Source organism: Streptomyces sp. SID5785, assembly GCF_009870065.1.
Taxonomy (GTDB): Bacteria; Actinomycetota; Actinomycetes; order Streptomycetales; family Streptomycetaceae; genus Streptomyces.
On record NZ_WWIA01001137.1, the window covers coordinates 1 to 14,309 of the forward strand.

The following is a 14,309-nucleotide window of genomic DNA, read 5'->3' on the forward strand; positions in this document are numbered from 1 at the left end:
GGGCCGTCCTGGCCGCGGACCGCCGCGCGAGCCGCCGCCGGGCCGCCGCCGGGGGCGACCTGGGCATGGGCCTCGGGGCCGGGCACGTACGCCATCGTGGGCGCGGGGCCCTGGCCGGCCGCGGTGAACATGCCCCCGCGCTCGATGCGGTCCAGCCGGGCCATCACGGAGCGCTCGTCCCCGTACGCCGCGGGCAGCAGGACGCGGGCGCAGATCAGCTCGAGCTGGAGGCGCGGCGCGTTGGCCCCGCGCATCTCGGTCAGGCCCTCGTTGACCAGGTCGGCGGCGCGGCTCAGCTCGGCGGCGCCGAAGGTGCTCGCCTGCGCCTGCATCCGCTCGACGACGTCGGCCGGGGCGTCGATCAGCCCCTTCTCCGCGGCATCCGGGACGGCGGCCAGGATGACGAGGTCACGCAGCCGCTCCAGCAGGTCCGTGACGAACCGGCGCGGGTCGTTCCCCCCCTCGATGACGTGCTCCACCACCTCGAAGGCGGCCGCGCCGTCACCCGTGGCGAACGCCTCGACCACCGAGTCGAGCAGCGACCCGTCCGTATAACCGAGCAGCCCCGTCGCCATGGCATACGTCACACCGTCGTCGGCGGCGCCGGCGAGGAGCTGGTCCATGACGGACATCGAGTCACGCACGGAGCCCGCGCCCGCGCGCACGACGAGTGGCAGCACCCCGTCCTCGACGGGGATGTCCTCCTTGCCGCAGACCTCGCCCAGGTAGTCGCGCAGCGTGCCGGGCGGGACGAGCCGGAAGGGATAGTGGTGCGTCCGCGACCGGATCGTCCCGATGACCTTCTCGGGCTCCGTCGTCGCGAAGATGAACTTGAGGTGCTCCGGGGGCTCCTCGACGACCTTCAGCAGGGCGTTGAACCCCGCCGAGGTGACCATGTGGGCCTCGTCGATGATGTAGATCTTGTACCGGCTGGACGCGGGCCCGAAGAATGCCTTCTCGCGCAGGTCACGGGCGTCGTCCACACCTCCGTGGGAGGCGGCGTCGATCTCGATGACGTCGATCGATCCCGGCCCGTTCCGCGCGAGGTCCTGGCAGCTCTGGCACTCGCCGCACGGCGTGGGCGTGGGCCCCTGCGCACAGTTCAGACACCGGGCCAGGATGCGGGCGCTGGTCGTCTTGCCACAGCCGCGCGGACCACTGAACAGGTACGCGTGATTGACCCGGTTGTTCCGCAACGCCTGCTGCAACGGATCAGTGACATGCTCCTGTCCGATGACCTCGGCGAACGACTCCGGGCGATAACGGCGGTACAGCGCGAGAGACGACACGTCTACGAGGTTATAGGCGTCCACTGACAACCCGGCCCCGGCGGCCTCCGCACCCGGAAACGCAAACGCCCCCCACGCACCCGCCAGAGCCGACCTACCCTTGCTGCCTTCCGGCCCTGGGGGAGTTCAGTCAGATAGCGCCGCGTGGGGAGCTTGCGGACAGAGTACACGCTCAGAGGGGCCACGAACGAGTTCGCGAGCACTCCCTCCGGTCATGTAATGTCTCCAGCGGAGGATTCGCCTAGAGGCCTAGGGCGCACGCTTGGAAAGCGTGTTGGGGGCAACCCCTCACGAGTTCGAATCTCGTATCCTCCGCAGGCAGAAGGCCCGGACCGAGCGATCGGTCCGGGCCTTCGTCGTTGTCCGTCTCAGGTCCCGTCCGTCGTCTCCGTCGTCTCCGTCTCGCGTTGCGCTTCAAGAGCGCTCCGGCCGGCGGACGAGTACCGGGCGGAGTGTGTCGAGGACCGTGGCGTCGTCGACCGTGGACGGTACCGGCTCGTCGTGGCCGTCGGCGATGCCGCGCATGGTGCGGCGCAGGATCTTGCCGGAGCGGGTCTTCGGGAGGGCGGGGACGACCGCGACGTCGCGGAGGGCGGCGACGGCGCCGATCCGGTCCCGGACGAGCTGGACGAGCTCGGCCTCGATCGTGGCGTCGGCGCGCTCGACGCCCGCCTTGAGGACGACGAGGCCGCGCGGCACCTGGCCCTTGAGCGCGTCGGCGACGCCGATGACCGCGCACTCGGCGACGTCCGGGTGGGAGGCGAGCACCTCCTCCATGCCGCCCGTGGACAGCCGGTGGCCCGCGACGTTGATGACGTCGTCGGTGCGGCCCATGACGAAGACGTAGCCGTCCTCGTCGATGTGGCCGCCGTCGCCGGTCAGGTAGTAGCCGTCGTACGCGGAGAGGTACGAGGCGACAAAGCGGTCGTCGTCCTGCCACAGGGTGGTCAGGGCGCCCGGTGGCATCGGGAGTCTCACGACGAGGGCGCCGTCCTCGCCGGGGGCGGCGGGTCGGCCGGACGCGTCGAGGACGCGGACGTCCCAGCCGGGCAGCGCGCGGGTCGGGGAGCCGGGGCGTACGGGGGCGAGTTCGAGGCCGGCGGGGTTGGCGACGACGGGCCAGCCGGTCTCGGTCTGCCACCAGTTGTCGAGCACGGGGATGCCGAGGAGGTCGCTCGCCCAGCGGTGGGTCTCGGGGTCGAGTCGTTCGCCCGCCAGGAACAGGTACGTGAGGCGGCTCAGGTCGAAGGGGCGGGACAGCTCTCCTCGCGGGTCCGCCTTCTTGATCGCGCGGAACGCGGTCGGGGCGGTGAACAGCGTCTTCACGCCGTGCTCGGCGGCGACCCGCCAGAACTGGCCGGCGTCGGGGGTGCCGACCGGCTTGCCCTCGTAGAGGACCGTGGTGGCACCGGCGAGCAGCGGGCCGTAGACGATGTACGAGTGGCCGACGACCCAGCCGACGTCGGACGCCGTGAACATCACCTCGCTGGGGCCGACGTCGTAGACGGCCTCCATGGACCAGCGCAGGGCGACCGCGTAGCCGCCGCTGTCGCGGACGACTCCCTTGGGCCTGCCGGTGGTGCCCGAGGTGTGCAGGACGTAGAGCGGGTCGGTGGCGGCGACCGGGACGCAGGCGGCGGGCTCCGCGTCGCGCACGGCGTCCGTCCAGGAGACGTCGCGCGGGCCCAGTTCGCCTTCGTACTGCGGGCGTTGCAGGACGACGCACGCCCGCGGGCGGTGCGTGGCCAGTTCGACGGCCTCGTCGAGCAGCGGCTTGTACCGGACGACGCGGGTGCCCTCGATGCCGCAGGAGGCCGAGACGACGACCTTGGGGCGGGCGTCGTCGATGCGCACGGCCAGTTCGTTCGCCGCGAAGCCGCCGAAGACGACGGCGTGCACGGCGCCGATGCGCGCGCAGGCGAGCATCGCGACGGCGGCCTCCGGCACCATCGGCATGTAGACGACGACACGGTCGCCGCGGCCGACGCCGAGTCCGGTGAGCACGCCCGCGAACCGGGCGACCTCGTCACGCAGTTCGGCGTACGTGAGGGTGCGGCGCGTGGCGGTGACCGGGGAGTCGTGGATCAGGGCGGGCAGATGGCCGCGGCCCGCGTCGACGTGGCGGTCGACGGCGTTGTGGCAGACGTTGAGCACGCCGTCCGGGAACCAGCGGTAGAAGGGCGCGCGGTCCGCGTCGAGCGCCCGTGTCGGTGCGGTGTCCCAGTCGATCGCGCCGGCGGCCGTGAGCCAGAAGCTCTCGGGGTCCTCGCTGCTCGCGCGGAACACTTCTTCGTACGACGTCATCGTGCGCACCTCTGTCCGGTCGCTCCCGCTCACCGTCTCGACGGGAACACGATCAGGTCAGGCCGTCACCGCCGTCAACAGCACGGCGGCGTCCGTCAGCGCCGTGAGCCCGTGGCGCTCCTGCGGGATCGCGTGGAGCTCGCCCTCGCCGAGCGTGACGTCTCCGGAGACGGCGGTGAGGCGGACCCGGCCGCGCAGGACGTGGAGGGTGGCCGCGGCGGGGGCGTTGTGCTCCTCCAGAGCGTTGCCCTCGGCCAGCGCGATGACGCTGATCCGCAGCGGGTCCTCGCGGATCAGGAGCTCGGCGCTGCGCCCGTGGGCGGCGGCGCGGGCCGCGGCGAGGTGGTCGTCGGCGAGGGCGGCGAGGTCGTACGTGGTGGTCATGGGGTCAGCGTCCCGCCTCGCGGCGCCGGGCGCGATGCGTGTCACCCGATCGGGCCCGGGGTCCGGCAGCTGCGGTCGACGGTGTCGGCGAAGGCGCGGGCCGTGGGGGACAGCGCGGACCAGCGGCGGACGGCCCAGCCGACCTGGAGCGGCGGCAGACAGGGCACGGGGACGAGCGTGAGGCCGGGGTGGCCGGGGCCGCGCAGTCCGGGCAGGTCGGGGACGACGGCGTGGCCGAGGCCGAGTTCGGCGAGGTGGGCGGCGGTGTCCCAGTCGGCGATGCCGGTGCCGGTCGCGGTGGAGTGGGTGATGCCGAGCTCGGCGAAGCGGTCGTCGAGGTGGCCTCGGGAGGTGGAGTGCTCGGGCGGCAGGATGAGCTGGGCGCCGGCGGTCAGGTCGGCGGGCGAGGCGGTGGCCGCGGCGGCGAGCGGGTCGTCGGAGCGGACGGCGAGCACCCAGGGAAGTTCGACGACGGGGCGCAGTTCGATGCCGCGCGCGGGGGCGCCCATGGTGATCCAGGCGAGGTCGAGGTCGTGTGCGGCGAGCGCCTCGAAGCTGGCGCGGCTGGAGCTGACGGTCTGGAACTCCAGGCTGACCTGGGGGTGTGTGCGCCGGAACTCGACGATGGCCTCGGCCATGAAGTGCCGCACGGAGGTGGCGCCGGTGGCGACGCGGACCGAGCCGCTCTCGCCGCGGGCCAGGTCGCCGAGGCGGCGCAGGGCCTGGTCGAGCGCGCCGATGCCGTCGGCCGCGGCGGCGTGCAGGACGCGGCCCGCGGGGGTGGGGACGACGCCGCGCGCGTGGCGTTCGAGGAGGCCGATGCCGACCTCCTTCTCGAGCCGTTTGACGTGCTGGCTCACCGCGGACTGGGTGCAGGACAGGTCGCGTGCCACGGCGCTGAGGCTGCCCGCCCGGCAGACGGCGACGAAGACACGGAGGTCGTCGAGGGTCACCGCGCTCAAGCTACAGCTTGGGTATGTGCAAGAAAACCCGAGGATTGACTTGGGTCGGGCAGCGGGCGGACGATCGGCGGCGGGACGGCCCAGGGCGGCAACCCGTCGTGGAGGTCGCGAACTTCCGGCGGGTGCCGACCCGTTCGGTACGACCGGGGCACCGGCAGGCACGGTCAGAAGACATAGGCATACACGGCCAGACACGGGCAGACACCGGCAGGCACCTCGGAGGAGCTGCGTGGACATCTGGGAAGCGGTGGCGATCACGGCCGCGGGGGTCGCCGCGGGCGGCATGAACGCGGTGGTCGGGTCCGGCACCCTGATCACCTTTCCGACACTGCTGGCCTTCGGGGTGCCGCCGGTGCTCGCGAACGTCTCCAACAACGTGGGCCTGGTGCCGGGCGTGCTCAGCGCCGCCTACGGCTACCGGCGTGAACTGCGCGGCCAGCGCGCCCGGTTGATCCGCTTCGGCGCCGCGTCGCTGATCGGCGGCCTGGCGGGGGCGCTGCTCCTGCTGACGCTGCCCGCGGCGGCGTTCCGCGCGATCGTCCCGGCGCTGATCCTGACGGCCTGTCTCCTGGTGCTGCTGCAACCGCGGCTCAACCGCTGGGTGGCCGGGCGCCGCGGCGAGGGCTCGCGCCAGGACGGTGGCGTGCCGATGTGGCTGGGCGTCCTCGGTACGGGCGTCTACGGCGGGTACTTCGGCGCGGCCCAGGGCGTGCTCCTGATGGGCATGTTCGGCGCGGTCCTGCGGGACGACATGCAGCGCCTGAACGCCGCGAAGAACGTCCTCGCGTCGCTGGTCAACGGCATCGCGGCGATCGTCTTCATCAGCGTCGCCGACGTCGACTGGGCGATCGCCGCGCTGATCGCCACGGGCTCGACGGCGGGCGGTCTGCTCGGGGCGCGGATCGGCCGCAGGCTGCCGCCGGCCGTGCTGCGCGGCGTGATCGTCACGGTCGGCGTGACGGCGTCGGTGTTCCTCGTGGCCCGCTCCTGACGGGAGCCCGGGGGGCTGGGCCGGGAGCCCGGCGCGGCCTACCGCGTGTAGAAGGCCAGCACGGCCCGCTTCTGCGGCAGGTGCACCTCGGGCAGGTCGACCTCCGGCAGGACGATCTCGCCGGCCGGCACGAAGCCGTTGCGTGCGAACAGGGCGACGGCCTTCGCGTTGGCCGCGTCCGGTTCGACGACGATCCGCCTGCGGCCCAGTCCGTCGAGCAGATACCCGGCGAGGACGCTCACCAGGGTCCCGGTGAATCCGGGCACGGCGCCCGCGGCGCCGCTCGGCGCCACCAGGAGGTGGGCCCCGATGTCGCCGTCCTGCACCGGGTAGCACTCGCTGACCCGGTCGGCCTCCGGCTCGTACGTCTGGAAGAGGGCGACCGGGGTGCCGTCCAGCCGGACGAGGTAGGCGTGGTGGGTGTCGAGCGTCGCCATGTGGGCGTAGACGCCGCGGACGTCGTCCCGCCCGAGGCCGGTCATGCCCCAGAACCGGGCCCGCTCCTCGCTCACCCAGCCGTGCAGGACGTCGATGTCGGTGCCGTCCGGGTCCAGCGGGGTGATCCGGAAGGTGCCGAAGCCCTCCACGTCCTGCGCGTACACGTCGGTCACGGGATGTCTCTCCTCGATGAGTGTGAGTCGGTCGAAGTCGGTGACGAGCGGCGCGAGTTCGCCGCGCAGCCACAGCGGCAGCTGGTCGCGGTGGTGGGGGTCGCCGGGCAGGCCGGACGCGCCGAACGGCACGGCCCAGCCGCTGTTCTCGCGGTCGGCGAGGTCCCACACGTACCGGGCGGCGGGCCCGCGCGCCGAGAGCTCGGTGACGCCGGGCACCCCGGACGTGGACAGCACGCAGTCGTGGTCGCCGTCGAGGCCGGGCCACGCGGCGTCCGGGTCGGGCAGCGCCTGCCAGGGGGCGAGCCGGTGCAGCGTGCCCCAGGTCGCGTCGGACGGCGCGGCGGCGACCTCCTCCAGGGCCGCCCGCACCGCCGCGCTCCGGTCGGCGTACGGGAGGGCGCCCCCGCTCAGCAGGTTCTCCAGGCCGAACGCGACCCGGGGCACGAGCGCCAGCCAGGGCCGGAACACCTCCGGGTACGCGGGCATCAGGCCGGTCAGCGGCGCGAACCGGTCGTGCGCGGCGATCCGGCGCACGACGGCGCCCCGGACCCGGGCGTACGCCGCGGCCCGCACACTGCCCGCGGACATGTGCCGGTCCCAGGCGAGCAGGGCGGTGCGCAGCGCGGCGGCTGCGGGGGAGAGCGCGTCGAGCTCGCCGACGAGCGTCAGGAGCGGCCCGGCCGAGGGCAGCAGGGTGTCGGTGTGCACGGCGCGCATCCCGTCGGCGTCCCAGCGGGCCCGGCCGGCGAGGAGTCCGGTGATCCGGCGGGCGCGGTGCGGCGGGGCGAACTCGACGCCGAGCGGGGCGGCCGGCCCGCGTTCGTTGGCCATGACGGCGATGCCGTCGACCTCGGCGCGCGGCAGCGGCGCCGTCCGGCCGCGCCAGGCGTACCGCTCCTCCCAGGCGGGCACGACGCGCAGCCTGTTCTCGGGGTCGCGGTCGGGGACGGTGCCCGCGACGCGGTGCAGCAGCCCGCCCGCGGTGTCGGCGGCGAGCACGACGTTGACCGGCTCGGCCCAGCGGTCGAAGGCCCGGTCGACGTCGGCGACGGTGCGGGCGCGCAGCAGGGCGGGCAGCGCGGCGAAGCCCAGGTCGGCGAAGACGCGGGCGGGCTGGCGCAGGCTGATGCCCTCGCCGGTGTCGGGGCCGCCGATGACGACGACGCCGCGTGCGGTCTCGACGACCTCGACACCGGCCTCGGTGTGGGCGTGCGCGGGCTGCCAGCCGTCGGGGCCGAGTGCCTCGACGCCCCCGCCGGGAGTGCGCCGCAGCCGTTCGCGGTACAGGTCCTGGTAGTCGGCCATCGCGTTGGTGATGGCCCAGGCGACGTCGCCGGCGTGCCCGAAGTGGCCGATGCCGGGGACGCCGGGCACGGCGAGCCCGGCCACGTCGAACTCGGGGCAGGCCAGCCGGATCTGCTGGTAGACGCCCGGGTCCTCGATGAAGCGGTGCGGGTCGCCGGCGATCAGCGGGGCGCCGCTCGTGGTCCGCGCCCCGTCCACCAGCCAGCCGTTGCTGCCGGCGGTGCCGGGTCCGTCGGTGGCGAAGAGGTCCACGGCGTCGCGGCCGAGCCGCGCCACGACCTCCTCGCGCCACAGCTTGGCCGGGAACCCGGCGAACAGCACGTGCGTCGACAGCCAGATCCCGAGCGGCGTCCACGGCTCCCAGGCGCCGGGGGCGGTGCCGGTCCGGGCGAACTCGGGGGCGTGCGCGGTGCGCAGGCCCGCGCCGACGCCGTCCGTGTAGGCGTCCACCCACGCGCGCGTGTCCGCGTCGAGCGCCTCGTAGCAGCGCCGCGCGGTGTCCGCGAGCCGCGCCTGCCGGGCGAACCGGTCCCAGCCGGCGGCCTCCGCGCCGAGGGCGGCGGCGGACGTGCCGAGCAGGCGCCGGCGCTCGACCTCGAGCTGCCAGGCCCGGTCGGCCGCGGTCACCCGTCCCTGCGCGTACGCCAGCGACAGCGCGTCGCCCGCCCGCAGATGCGGGACCCCCCATGCGTCCCGGAAGACGTCGAAGCGCACCGTTCCCCCACCTCGTCTCCATATTTCTTAGGGGAGCCTAACCTAAGAGAACTTGGCTGGCGGGTGGGCCTCCCCGGCGCGATCATCGACGTATGAGCCGCATGGACGTCACCCTCCACCTCGCCCAGGACCCCGCCGCCGACGAGCTGCTCGGGCGCAGTCCCCTCGCCGCGCTCGTCGGCATGCTGCTCGACCAGCAGGTGCCCATGGAGTGGGCGTTCGCCGGCCCGCGCACGATCGCCGACCGGCTCGGCACCGACGACCTCGACGCGCACCGGATCGCGGCCCACGACCCCGAGGCCTTCGCCGCACTGCTGTCCGAGAAGCCGGCCGTGCACCGCTACCCCGGATCCATGGCCGGGCGGATCCAGCAGCTGTGCCAGTACCTCGTGGAGCACTACGACGGTGACGCCGCCGCCGTCTGGACGGGCGTCGGCACCGGCGAGGAGCTCCTGGCCCGGCTGAACGAGCTGCCCGGGTTCGGCCGGCAGAAGGCCCAGATCTTCCTGGCCCTGCTCGGCAAGCAGCTCGGCGTCCGCCCCCGGGGCTGGCGCGAGGCCGCGGGCGACTACGGCCCCGCGAAGGCGTTCCGCTCCGTCGCCGACATCACGGACCCGGCCTCGCTGGCCAAGGTCCGCGCCCACAAGCAGGAGATCAAGGCCGCGGCCAAGGCGGCCAAGGCCGCGCGGACCGCAGCCGCCGGTGAGTCCGGCTGACACGCCCCGGGGCCGTGGGGCACGGCTCAGCGGCGCCGCCGCGTCCCGAAGATCGACCGCGAGATCTCCCGGCCCAGCTGCGTGCCCATCGACCTCGCCAGCGACTTGAAGATGCCGCTGCCGACGACCTGCTCCACGAGCGAGTCGTCGCGCGCCCCGGCCGCCCTGCCCTTCGCCGCCGGGGGCGGCGCCGCCTCGGCGGCCTCCTGCTCGCGCGCGGCCCGCGCCTCCAGCTTCTCGAACGCCGACTCCCGGTCGACGGCCTGCGCGTACCGCGAGTACAGCGACGAGTTGCGCACCGCGGCGTCCAGCGCCCCGGCCTCGACCGGGCCCATGAGCGACTCCGGGGCGCGCAGCCGCGTCGCGGCGACCGGTGTCGGCGCCCCGGACTCGCTGAGCACCGTCACGACCGCCTCGCCCGTGCCGAGCGAGGTGAGCAGCTCCTCCAGGTCGTACGCCGCGTTCGGGAACGTCTTCACGGTCGCCCGGAGCGCCTTCTGGTCGTCGGGCGTGAAGGCGCGCAGCGCGTGCTGGACCCGGTTGCCGAGCTGGGCGAGCACGTCGGCGGGGACGTCCTTCGGCGTCTGCGTCACGAAGAAGACGCCGACGCCCTTCGAGCGGATCAGCCGCACCGTCTGCGTGATGGACTCCAGGAACGCCTTGGACGCGCCCTTGAACAGCAGGTGCGCCTCGTCGAAGAAGAACACGAGCTTCGGCTTCTCGACGTCCCCGACCTCCGGCAGCCGCTGGAACAGATCGGCGAGCAGCCACATCAGGAACGTCGAGAACAGCTGCGGCTTGTCCTGCACGGCCGGCAGCTCCAGCACGGAGACCAGGCCCCGCCCGTCGGTGACCGTCCGCAGCAGCTCGCTCGTGTCGAACTCGGGCTCCCCGAAGAAGTCGCCCATCCCCTGCGCCTCGAACGCGGTCAGCGCGCGCAGGATCACCCCCGCGGTCTGCGCGGACAGTCCGCCGATGCCCTTGAGCTCCGTCTTGCCCTCGGGCGAGGTCAGGAACGTGACGACGGCCCGCAGGTCCTTGAGGTCGTAGAGCTCCAGGCCCTTCTGGTCGGCGTAGTGGAAGATCAGGCCGAGCGACTGCTCCTGCGTCTGGTTGAGCTGCAGCACCTTGCTCAGGAGCACCGGGCCGAAGCTGGTGATCGTCGCGCGCAGCGGGATGCCGGGGCCGGTCCCGCCCAGCGCGTAGAACTCCGCGGGGAAGCCCGTCGCCGTCCACTCCTGACCGACCTGCCCGGCGCGCTCGCGCACCTTGTCGCCCTCCTCGCCGGGCGCCGAGACGCCGGAGAGGTCGCCCTTCACGTCGGCGAGGAAGACCGGGACGCCCTGCGCGGCGAGCTGCTCGGCGACGAGCTGGAGGGTCTTGGTCTTGCCGGTGCCGGTGGCGCCGGCGACCAGGCCGTGCCGGTTCAGCATCGCCAGGGGGATGCGGATCTGCGCGTCGGCGTGGCAGGCGCCGTCCCAGAGCAGGGCGCCGAGGTCGAGCGCGGGGCCCGTGAAGGCGTACCCGGCGGCGATCTCCAGCGCCTCGGCGGGCAGCGCGCCGCCCGCGGGGACCGTCTCGGGGTGCTCGCCGGCCGCGGCGGCAGGGTCCGTCGTCAACGCGGCGCCACCGGCTCCCCCGGACGGGCCCGATCCGCCGTCCTGGCCGCCCGCGGTCCGCTCGTCGTCGCTCATTTCAGGCCCCTGTCCCCGGCTGGAGTGATCCCATTCCGTCCCGTTTCTTCACGGTATTTCCCAGAGTCGCACTCGGTCTCCATGGCTGCGCCCGGAGAGGCTCGACCGGTAGGCTTTCCGTGTGATCTTCAAGCGCATCGGAAACGGCCGGCCGTACCCCGACCACGGCCGGGAAAGCACCCGGCAGTGGGCGGACGTCGCGCCGCGCCCGGTCCGCCTCGATCAGCTGGTGACGACCAAGGGCCAGCTCGACCTGGAAACACTGCTCGCCGAGGACTCGACGTTCTACGGCGACCTCTTCGCGCACGTCGTGAAGTGGCAGGGCGACCTCTACCTGGAGGACGGACTGCACCGCGCCGTCCGCGCCGCGCTCCAGCAGCGCCAGGTGCTGCACGCCCGCGTCCTCGAGCTCGGCTGACACCCCCGCGGGCCCGGCCGCGGCACCCCGCCGATTGACCCTTTCGGGTCGTCCGCGTGTTCTCGGGTGATCGTTTAATAGGAATCACCGCCGCACGGCACTACGCTGCGCCCATGAGCATGCTCACTCCCCCCGGCATGGGCGGCAAGTACCGCATCACGGGGGACAAGTACCCCCGCATGCGGCGTGGCCGTTCACGTCCCCGGATCGTGCTCGCCGTCGTCGCGTCCGTCGCCGCGGTCGGCGTGATCGGCTGGGGCTCCTTCCAGCTCGTCGACGTCTTCACCGGCGGCGACAAGGCGAACGCGGCGGGCCCCGGTGCCACGCACTGCACGCCGAAGCCGCGCACGTCCGCGACCCCCGCCCCCACGGCGAAGAAGCTGCCGGCCCCCGGCGGCATCACGGTCAACGTCCTGAACGCGACCCCCCGCGGCGGCCTCGCCAAGAAGACCGCCGACGAGCTGAAGAAGCGCGGCTTCAGGATCGGCGAGGTGGGGAACGCGACGAAGGAGTACGACAAGAAGGTCAAGGGCACCGGGCTGCTGCTGGGCGCGCCCGCCGCGACCGACGCGGCGCTGCCCGTGCTCGGCACCCAGCTCGCGGGCGCCGAGCTCAAGGCCGACGCCCGCGACAAGGCCACCGAGGTCGACCTGATCATCGGCACGGCCTTCAAGGAGCTGTCCCCGCGGGCGGCCGCCGACAAGTCGCTGGCCGCGCTCACCCACCCGAAGCCGACGCCTTCCCGGTCGTCCTGCTGACGCGCGAGAGCCGCCGCTGCATCCGCTCCCCGAAGGGCGGACGCGACGGCGGCTCTCGTCGTCGTACCGGGTCCTACTCCGCGGCGCCGTACATGCGGTCGCCCGCGTCGCCGAGGCCGGGCACGATGTACCCGCTCTCGTTGAGCCGCTCGTCGACCGAGGCCGTCACCACGGTCACCGGGGTGCCCGCCAGCTCGCGCTCCATGATCTCGACGCCCTCGGGGGCGGCGAGCAGCACGACGGCCGTGACGTCGTCCGCACCGCGCTTGATGAGCTCCTGGATCGCCGCGACGAGCGTGCCGCCCGTGGCCAGCATCGGGTCCAGGACGTAGACCTGGCGGCCCGAGAGGTCGTCCGGCATCCGCGTCGCGTACGTGGAGGCCTGGAGCGTCTCCTCGTTGCGCACCATGCCGAGGAAGCCCACCTCGGCGGTCGGCAGGAGCCGCACCATGCCGTCGAGCATGCCGAGACCGGCCCGCAGGATCGGCACGACGAGCGGGCGCGGGTACGAGAGCTTCACGCCCGTCGTCCGCGACACCGGGGTGTCGATGTCGACCTGCTCGGTGCGCACGTCCCGGGTCGCCTCGTAGGCGAGCAGGGTGACCAGCTCGTCGGCCAGACGCCGGAAGGTCGGGGAGTCGGTGCGCTTGTCGCGCAGCGTGGTGAGTTTGTGCGCCACAAGAGGGTGGTCGACGACATGGATCCGCATGTCCTCAACAGTAACCGCGCCCCGGGGCCCCGGCGCCCCCGCGGACGGGCCCCGCGTCCCGCACCGCCCGCGCTGGCATCAAACGGGCCGGCCGGGGGAAAGTGGAGGGGACGCGTCGACTGGGGTGGTGGTGTCGCCGATGCCGGACCGCAAGCACCAAGGCCTGCCCGGACCCGGACCCGACCCGGTGCGCCCCCTGGGGGACGGCCAGGGCGGCCCGGGCGGCCAGGACGGCTCCGACGGCCGGGACGAGCCGGAGACCGACGCCGAGCGCAGGCGCCGCCGCGCGGTGTTCCTGCGCGAGCTGACCGAGGCGCGCGAGCTGCGCGACCGGGTCCAGCCGCGCCGCGCGCGGGCCGCGCGGATGCGCCGGCAGATGAGGATGCGCACGTTTCGCTGGTGACACGCCGGTGGACGCCGGGTGACGCGCCTCACACGCGACACGCCCGGCAGGGGCGCGACGCCGACACAGCGCGCGGAAGACCTCTCCTGCGGCCGTTCTTTCTGCCACGATTCCGAGTGGGCGGGGCCGGTACCGACTCCCGCCGTCCGACGCCGGGGGGACCCCCGACCGGCACACCTGAGACCAGTGGGAGAGTCACGGTGTATTTCGCCGCACTGCTCGCGCGCACCGAAGACGGGTGGGAAGCGAGCGACACAGAGCTCGACGACGTGGAGACCCTGTCGGACCTGTCCGACCTGGCCCGCGAGGCGGCGGCCGAGGCCGGCGCCGAGGACGACACGGTCCTCGTCTTCATCGAACAGGAGGACGCGTGGTTCGGCGTCGTCCGGTTGGACGGCGAGGACGACCCGCGCATCTACATCTCGGACGCCGCTGCCGCCGCCCGCAGCAGCTACGGCGAGATCCTGCTCACCGACGAACTGCTCGGCAAGGACCCGGACGACGCCGAGGACGAGCTGGACGCGCTCGATCTGGACGGCACCGAGGACGGCGAGCCGGACGCCTCGGCCGGCGGCGAGGACGAGGACGAGAGCTCCGGCGACGAGTTCGTGCCCCCGGGCCCGCTCGGCGATCCCGCGCTCCTGGCCGACCTCGGCGTCTCCGACAAGGATCTGCTCGGCCTGCACGTCGGCGACGCCCTGAGCGAGATCGCCGACGTCCTGGGAGCCGCGGAGGTGCTCGAGACGGTGCGCTGAGCGGGCCGGGGGCGCCCCGGACGCCGCGGGCCGGGATAGATTCCGGCCCGTGACCTCCCCCGACAGCCCCCGTCCGCCGTCCCCCGCGGCCGACCCCGTGCGGGACCCCTGGAAGCCGGCCGTGCGGCTGGCCCTGGCCGAGGCCGGGCGCGCCGCGGCGGCCGGCGACGTCCCCGTCGGCGCCGTCGTCCTCGCGCCGGACGGCACCACCGTGCTCGCGGCCGCGCACAACGAGCGCGAGCTGACGGGCGACCCGACCGCGCACGCCGAGGTCCTGGCGATCCGGCGGGCCA

Annotated in this window: 14 protein-coding genes, 1 tRNA gene and 1 other RNA gene; 8 read left to right on the forward strand and 8 right to left on the reverse strand. The window is 73.8% G+C overall.

Features of this window, described 5'->3' with window-relative positions:
* Positions 1 to 1,289 (reverse strand): DNA polymerase III subunit gamma and tau (locus GTW43_RS36885; protein ID WP_161306325.1); only part of this gene is annotated, 1,289 nt, incomplete at its 3' end.
* A gap of 58 nt (positions 1,290 to 1,347) precedes the next feature.
* Positions 1,348 to 1,446: signal recognition particle sRNA small type (gene ffs / locus GTW43_RS36890), an RNA gene on the reverse strand.
* A 73-nt stretch (positions 1,447 to 1,519) separates the two neighbouring features.
* Between ffs and GTW43_RS36895 the strand changes: the two genes are divergently transcribed.
* A tRNA-Ser gene (locus GTW43_RS36895) sits at positions 1,520 to 1,604 on the forward strand.
* Positions 1,605 to 1,703: 99 nt separating this feature from the next.
* On the opposite strand, the gene GTW43_RS36900 is transcribed toward GTW43_RS36895, so the two are convergent.
* The 3 genes from GTW43_RS36900 to GTW43_RS36910 are packed head-to-tail and all read right to left on the reverse strand — an operon-like array spanning position 1,704 to position 4,930.
* Positions 1,704 to 3,593, reverse strand: coding sequence for a propionyl-CoA synthetase (locus GTW43_RS36900; RefSeq protein WP_161306326.1), 1,890 nt, complete (start codon positions 3,591 to 3,593; stop codon positions 1,704 to 1,706).
* Positions 3,594 to 3,650: 57 nt separating this feature from the next.
* The gene (locus GTW43_RS36905; protein WP_161306327.1) at positions 3,651 to 3,977 is read right to left on the reverse strand and encodes a cupin; all 327 of its coding nucleotides are present in this window, start codon (positions 3,975 to 3,977) and stop codon (positions 3,651 to 3,653) included.
* Positions 3,978 to 4,018: 41 nt separating this feature from the next.
* Positions 4,019 to 4,930 (reverse strand): LysR family transcriptional regulator, encoded by a 912-nt coding sequence (locus GTW43_RS36910; RefSeq protein WP_161306328.1) that lies wholly within the window; start codon positions 4,928 to 4,930, stop codon positions 4,019 to 4,021.
* Between the two features lie 238 nt (positions 4,931 to 5,168).
* Between GTW43_RS36910 and GTW43_RS36915 the strand changes: the two genes are divergently transcribed.
* Complete coding sequence (locus tag GTW43_RS36915) at positions 5,169 to 5,930, forward strand: sulfite exporter TauE/SafE family protein (protein WP_161306329.1); 762 nt, start codon at positions 5,169 to 5,171, stop codon at positions 5,928 to 5,930.
* Between the two features lie 38 nt (positions 5,931 to 5,968).
* Here GTW43_RS36915 and GTW43_RS36920 read toward each other — a convergent pair whose 3' ends face one another.
* Complete coding sequence (locus tag GTW43_RS36920) at positions 5,969 to 8,563, reverse strand: GNAT family N-acetyltransferase (RefSeq protein WP_161306330.1); 2,595 nt, start codon at positions 8,561 to 8,563, stop codon at positions 5,969 to 5,971.
* Between the two features lie 101 nt (positions 8,564 to 8,664).
* On the opposite strand from GTW43_RS36920, the gene GTW43_RS36925 reads away from it, so the two are divergent.
* Positions 8,665 to 9,279: an HhH-GPD-type base excision DNA repair protein gene (locus GTW43_RS36925; RefSeq protein ID WP_161306334.1), complete on the forward strand. Its 615-nt coding sequence runs from the start codon at positions 8,665 to 8,667 to the stop codon at positions 9,277 to 9,279.
* Positions 9,280 to 9,305: 26 nt separating this feature from the next.
* On the opposite strand, the gene GTW43_RS36930 is transcribed toward GTW43_RS36925, so the two are convergent.
* Positions 9,306 to 10,973, reverse strand: a complete 1,668-nt coding sequence (locus GTW43_RS36930) for a helicase HerA-like domain-containing protein (protein WP_161306331.1) — start codon at positions 10,971 to 10,973, stop codon at positions 9,306 to 9,308.
* Between the two features lie 121 nt (positions 10,974 to 11,094).
* Between GTW43_RS36930 and GTW43_RS36935 the strand changes: the two genes are divergently transcribed.
* Together GTW43_RS36935 and GTW43_RS36940 are read left to right on the forward strand one after the other, a co-directional pair.
* A complete protein-coding gene (locus GTW43_RS36935; RefSeq protein WP_003955420.1) occupies positions 11,095 to 11,391 on the forward strand; it encodes a type II toxin-antitoxin system VapB family antitoxin in 297 nt (98 codons plus the stop codon).
* A gap of 113 nt (positions 11,392 to 11,504) precedes the next feature.
* Positions 11,505 to 12,149 (forward strand): LytR C-terminal domain-containing protein, encoded by a 645-nt coding sequence (locus tag GTW43_RS36940; protein WP_161306332.1) that lies wholly within the window; start codon positions 11,505 to 11,507, stop codon positions 12,147 to 12,149.
* Positions 12,150 to 12,222: 73 nt separating this feature from the next.
* Here GTW43_RS36940 and upp read toward each other — a convergent pair whose 3' ends face one another.
* Positions 12,223 to 12,858, reverse strand: coding sequence for a uracil phosphoribosyltransferase (gene upp, locus GTW43_RS36945; RefSeq protein WP_111667532.1), 636 nt, complete (start codon positions 12,856 to 12,858; stop codon positions 12,223 to 12,225).
* Positions 12,859 to 12,997: 139 nt separating this feature from the next.
* Here upp and GTW43_RS36950 point away from each other — a divergent pair, with 139 nt between their 5' ends.
* The 3 genes from GTW43_RS36950 to GTW43_RS36960 all read left to right on the forward strand — a co-directional run.
* Complete coding sequence (locus GTW43_RS36950; protein WP_237537012.1) at positions 12,998 to 13,261, forward strand: hypothetical protein; 264 nt, start codon at positions 12,998 to 13,000, stop codon at positions 13,259 to 13,261.
* A 200-nt stretch (positions 13,262 to 13,461) separates the two neighbouring features.
* On the forward strand, positions 13,462 to 14,016 hold the full coding sequence (locus GTW43_RS36955; RefSeq protein ID WP_161306333.1) for a hypothetical protein: 555 nt from the start codon (positions 13,462 to 13,464) through the stop codon (positions 14,014 to 14,016).
* 49 nt (positions 14,017 to 14,065) lie between these two features.
* Positions 14,066 to 14,309, forward strand: a 244-nt coding sequence (locus tag GTW43_RS36960; protein WP_343246236.1) for a deaminase, incomplete at its 3' end; no start/stop codon positions are given.

Excerpts from the sequence above, each read along its gene's own strand:
- GTW43_RS36900 (WP_161306326.1), bottom strand. The coding sequence starts at position 3,593 with ATGACGTCGTACGAAGAAGTGTTCCGCGCGAGCAGCGAGGACCCCGAG.
- GTW43_RS36940 (WP_161306332.1), top strand. The coding sequence starts at position 11,505 with ATGAGCATGCTCACTCCCCCCGGCATGGGCGGCAAGTACCGCATCACG.
- GTW43_RS36925 (WP_161306334.1), top strand. The coding sequence starts at position 8,665 with ATGGACGTCACCCTCCACCTCGCCCAGGACCCCGCCGCCGACGAGCTG.
- GTW43_RS36930 (WP_161306331.1), bottom strand. The coding sequence starts at position 10,973 with ATGAGCGACGACGAGCGGACCGCGGGCGGCCAGGACGGCGGATCGGGC.
- upp (WP_111667532.1), bottom strand. The coding sequence starts at position 12,858 with ATGCGGATCCATGTCGTCGACCACCCTCTTGTGGCGCACAAACTCACC.
- GTW43_RS36905 (WP_161306327.1), bottom strand. The coding sequence starts at position 3,977 with ATGACCACCACGTACGACCTCGCCGCCCTCGCCGACGACCACCTCGCC.
- GTW43_RS36950 (WP_237537012.1), top strand. The coding sequence starts at position 12,998 with ATGCCGGACCGCAAGCACCAAGGCCTGCCCGGACCCGGACCCGACCCG.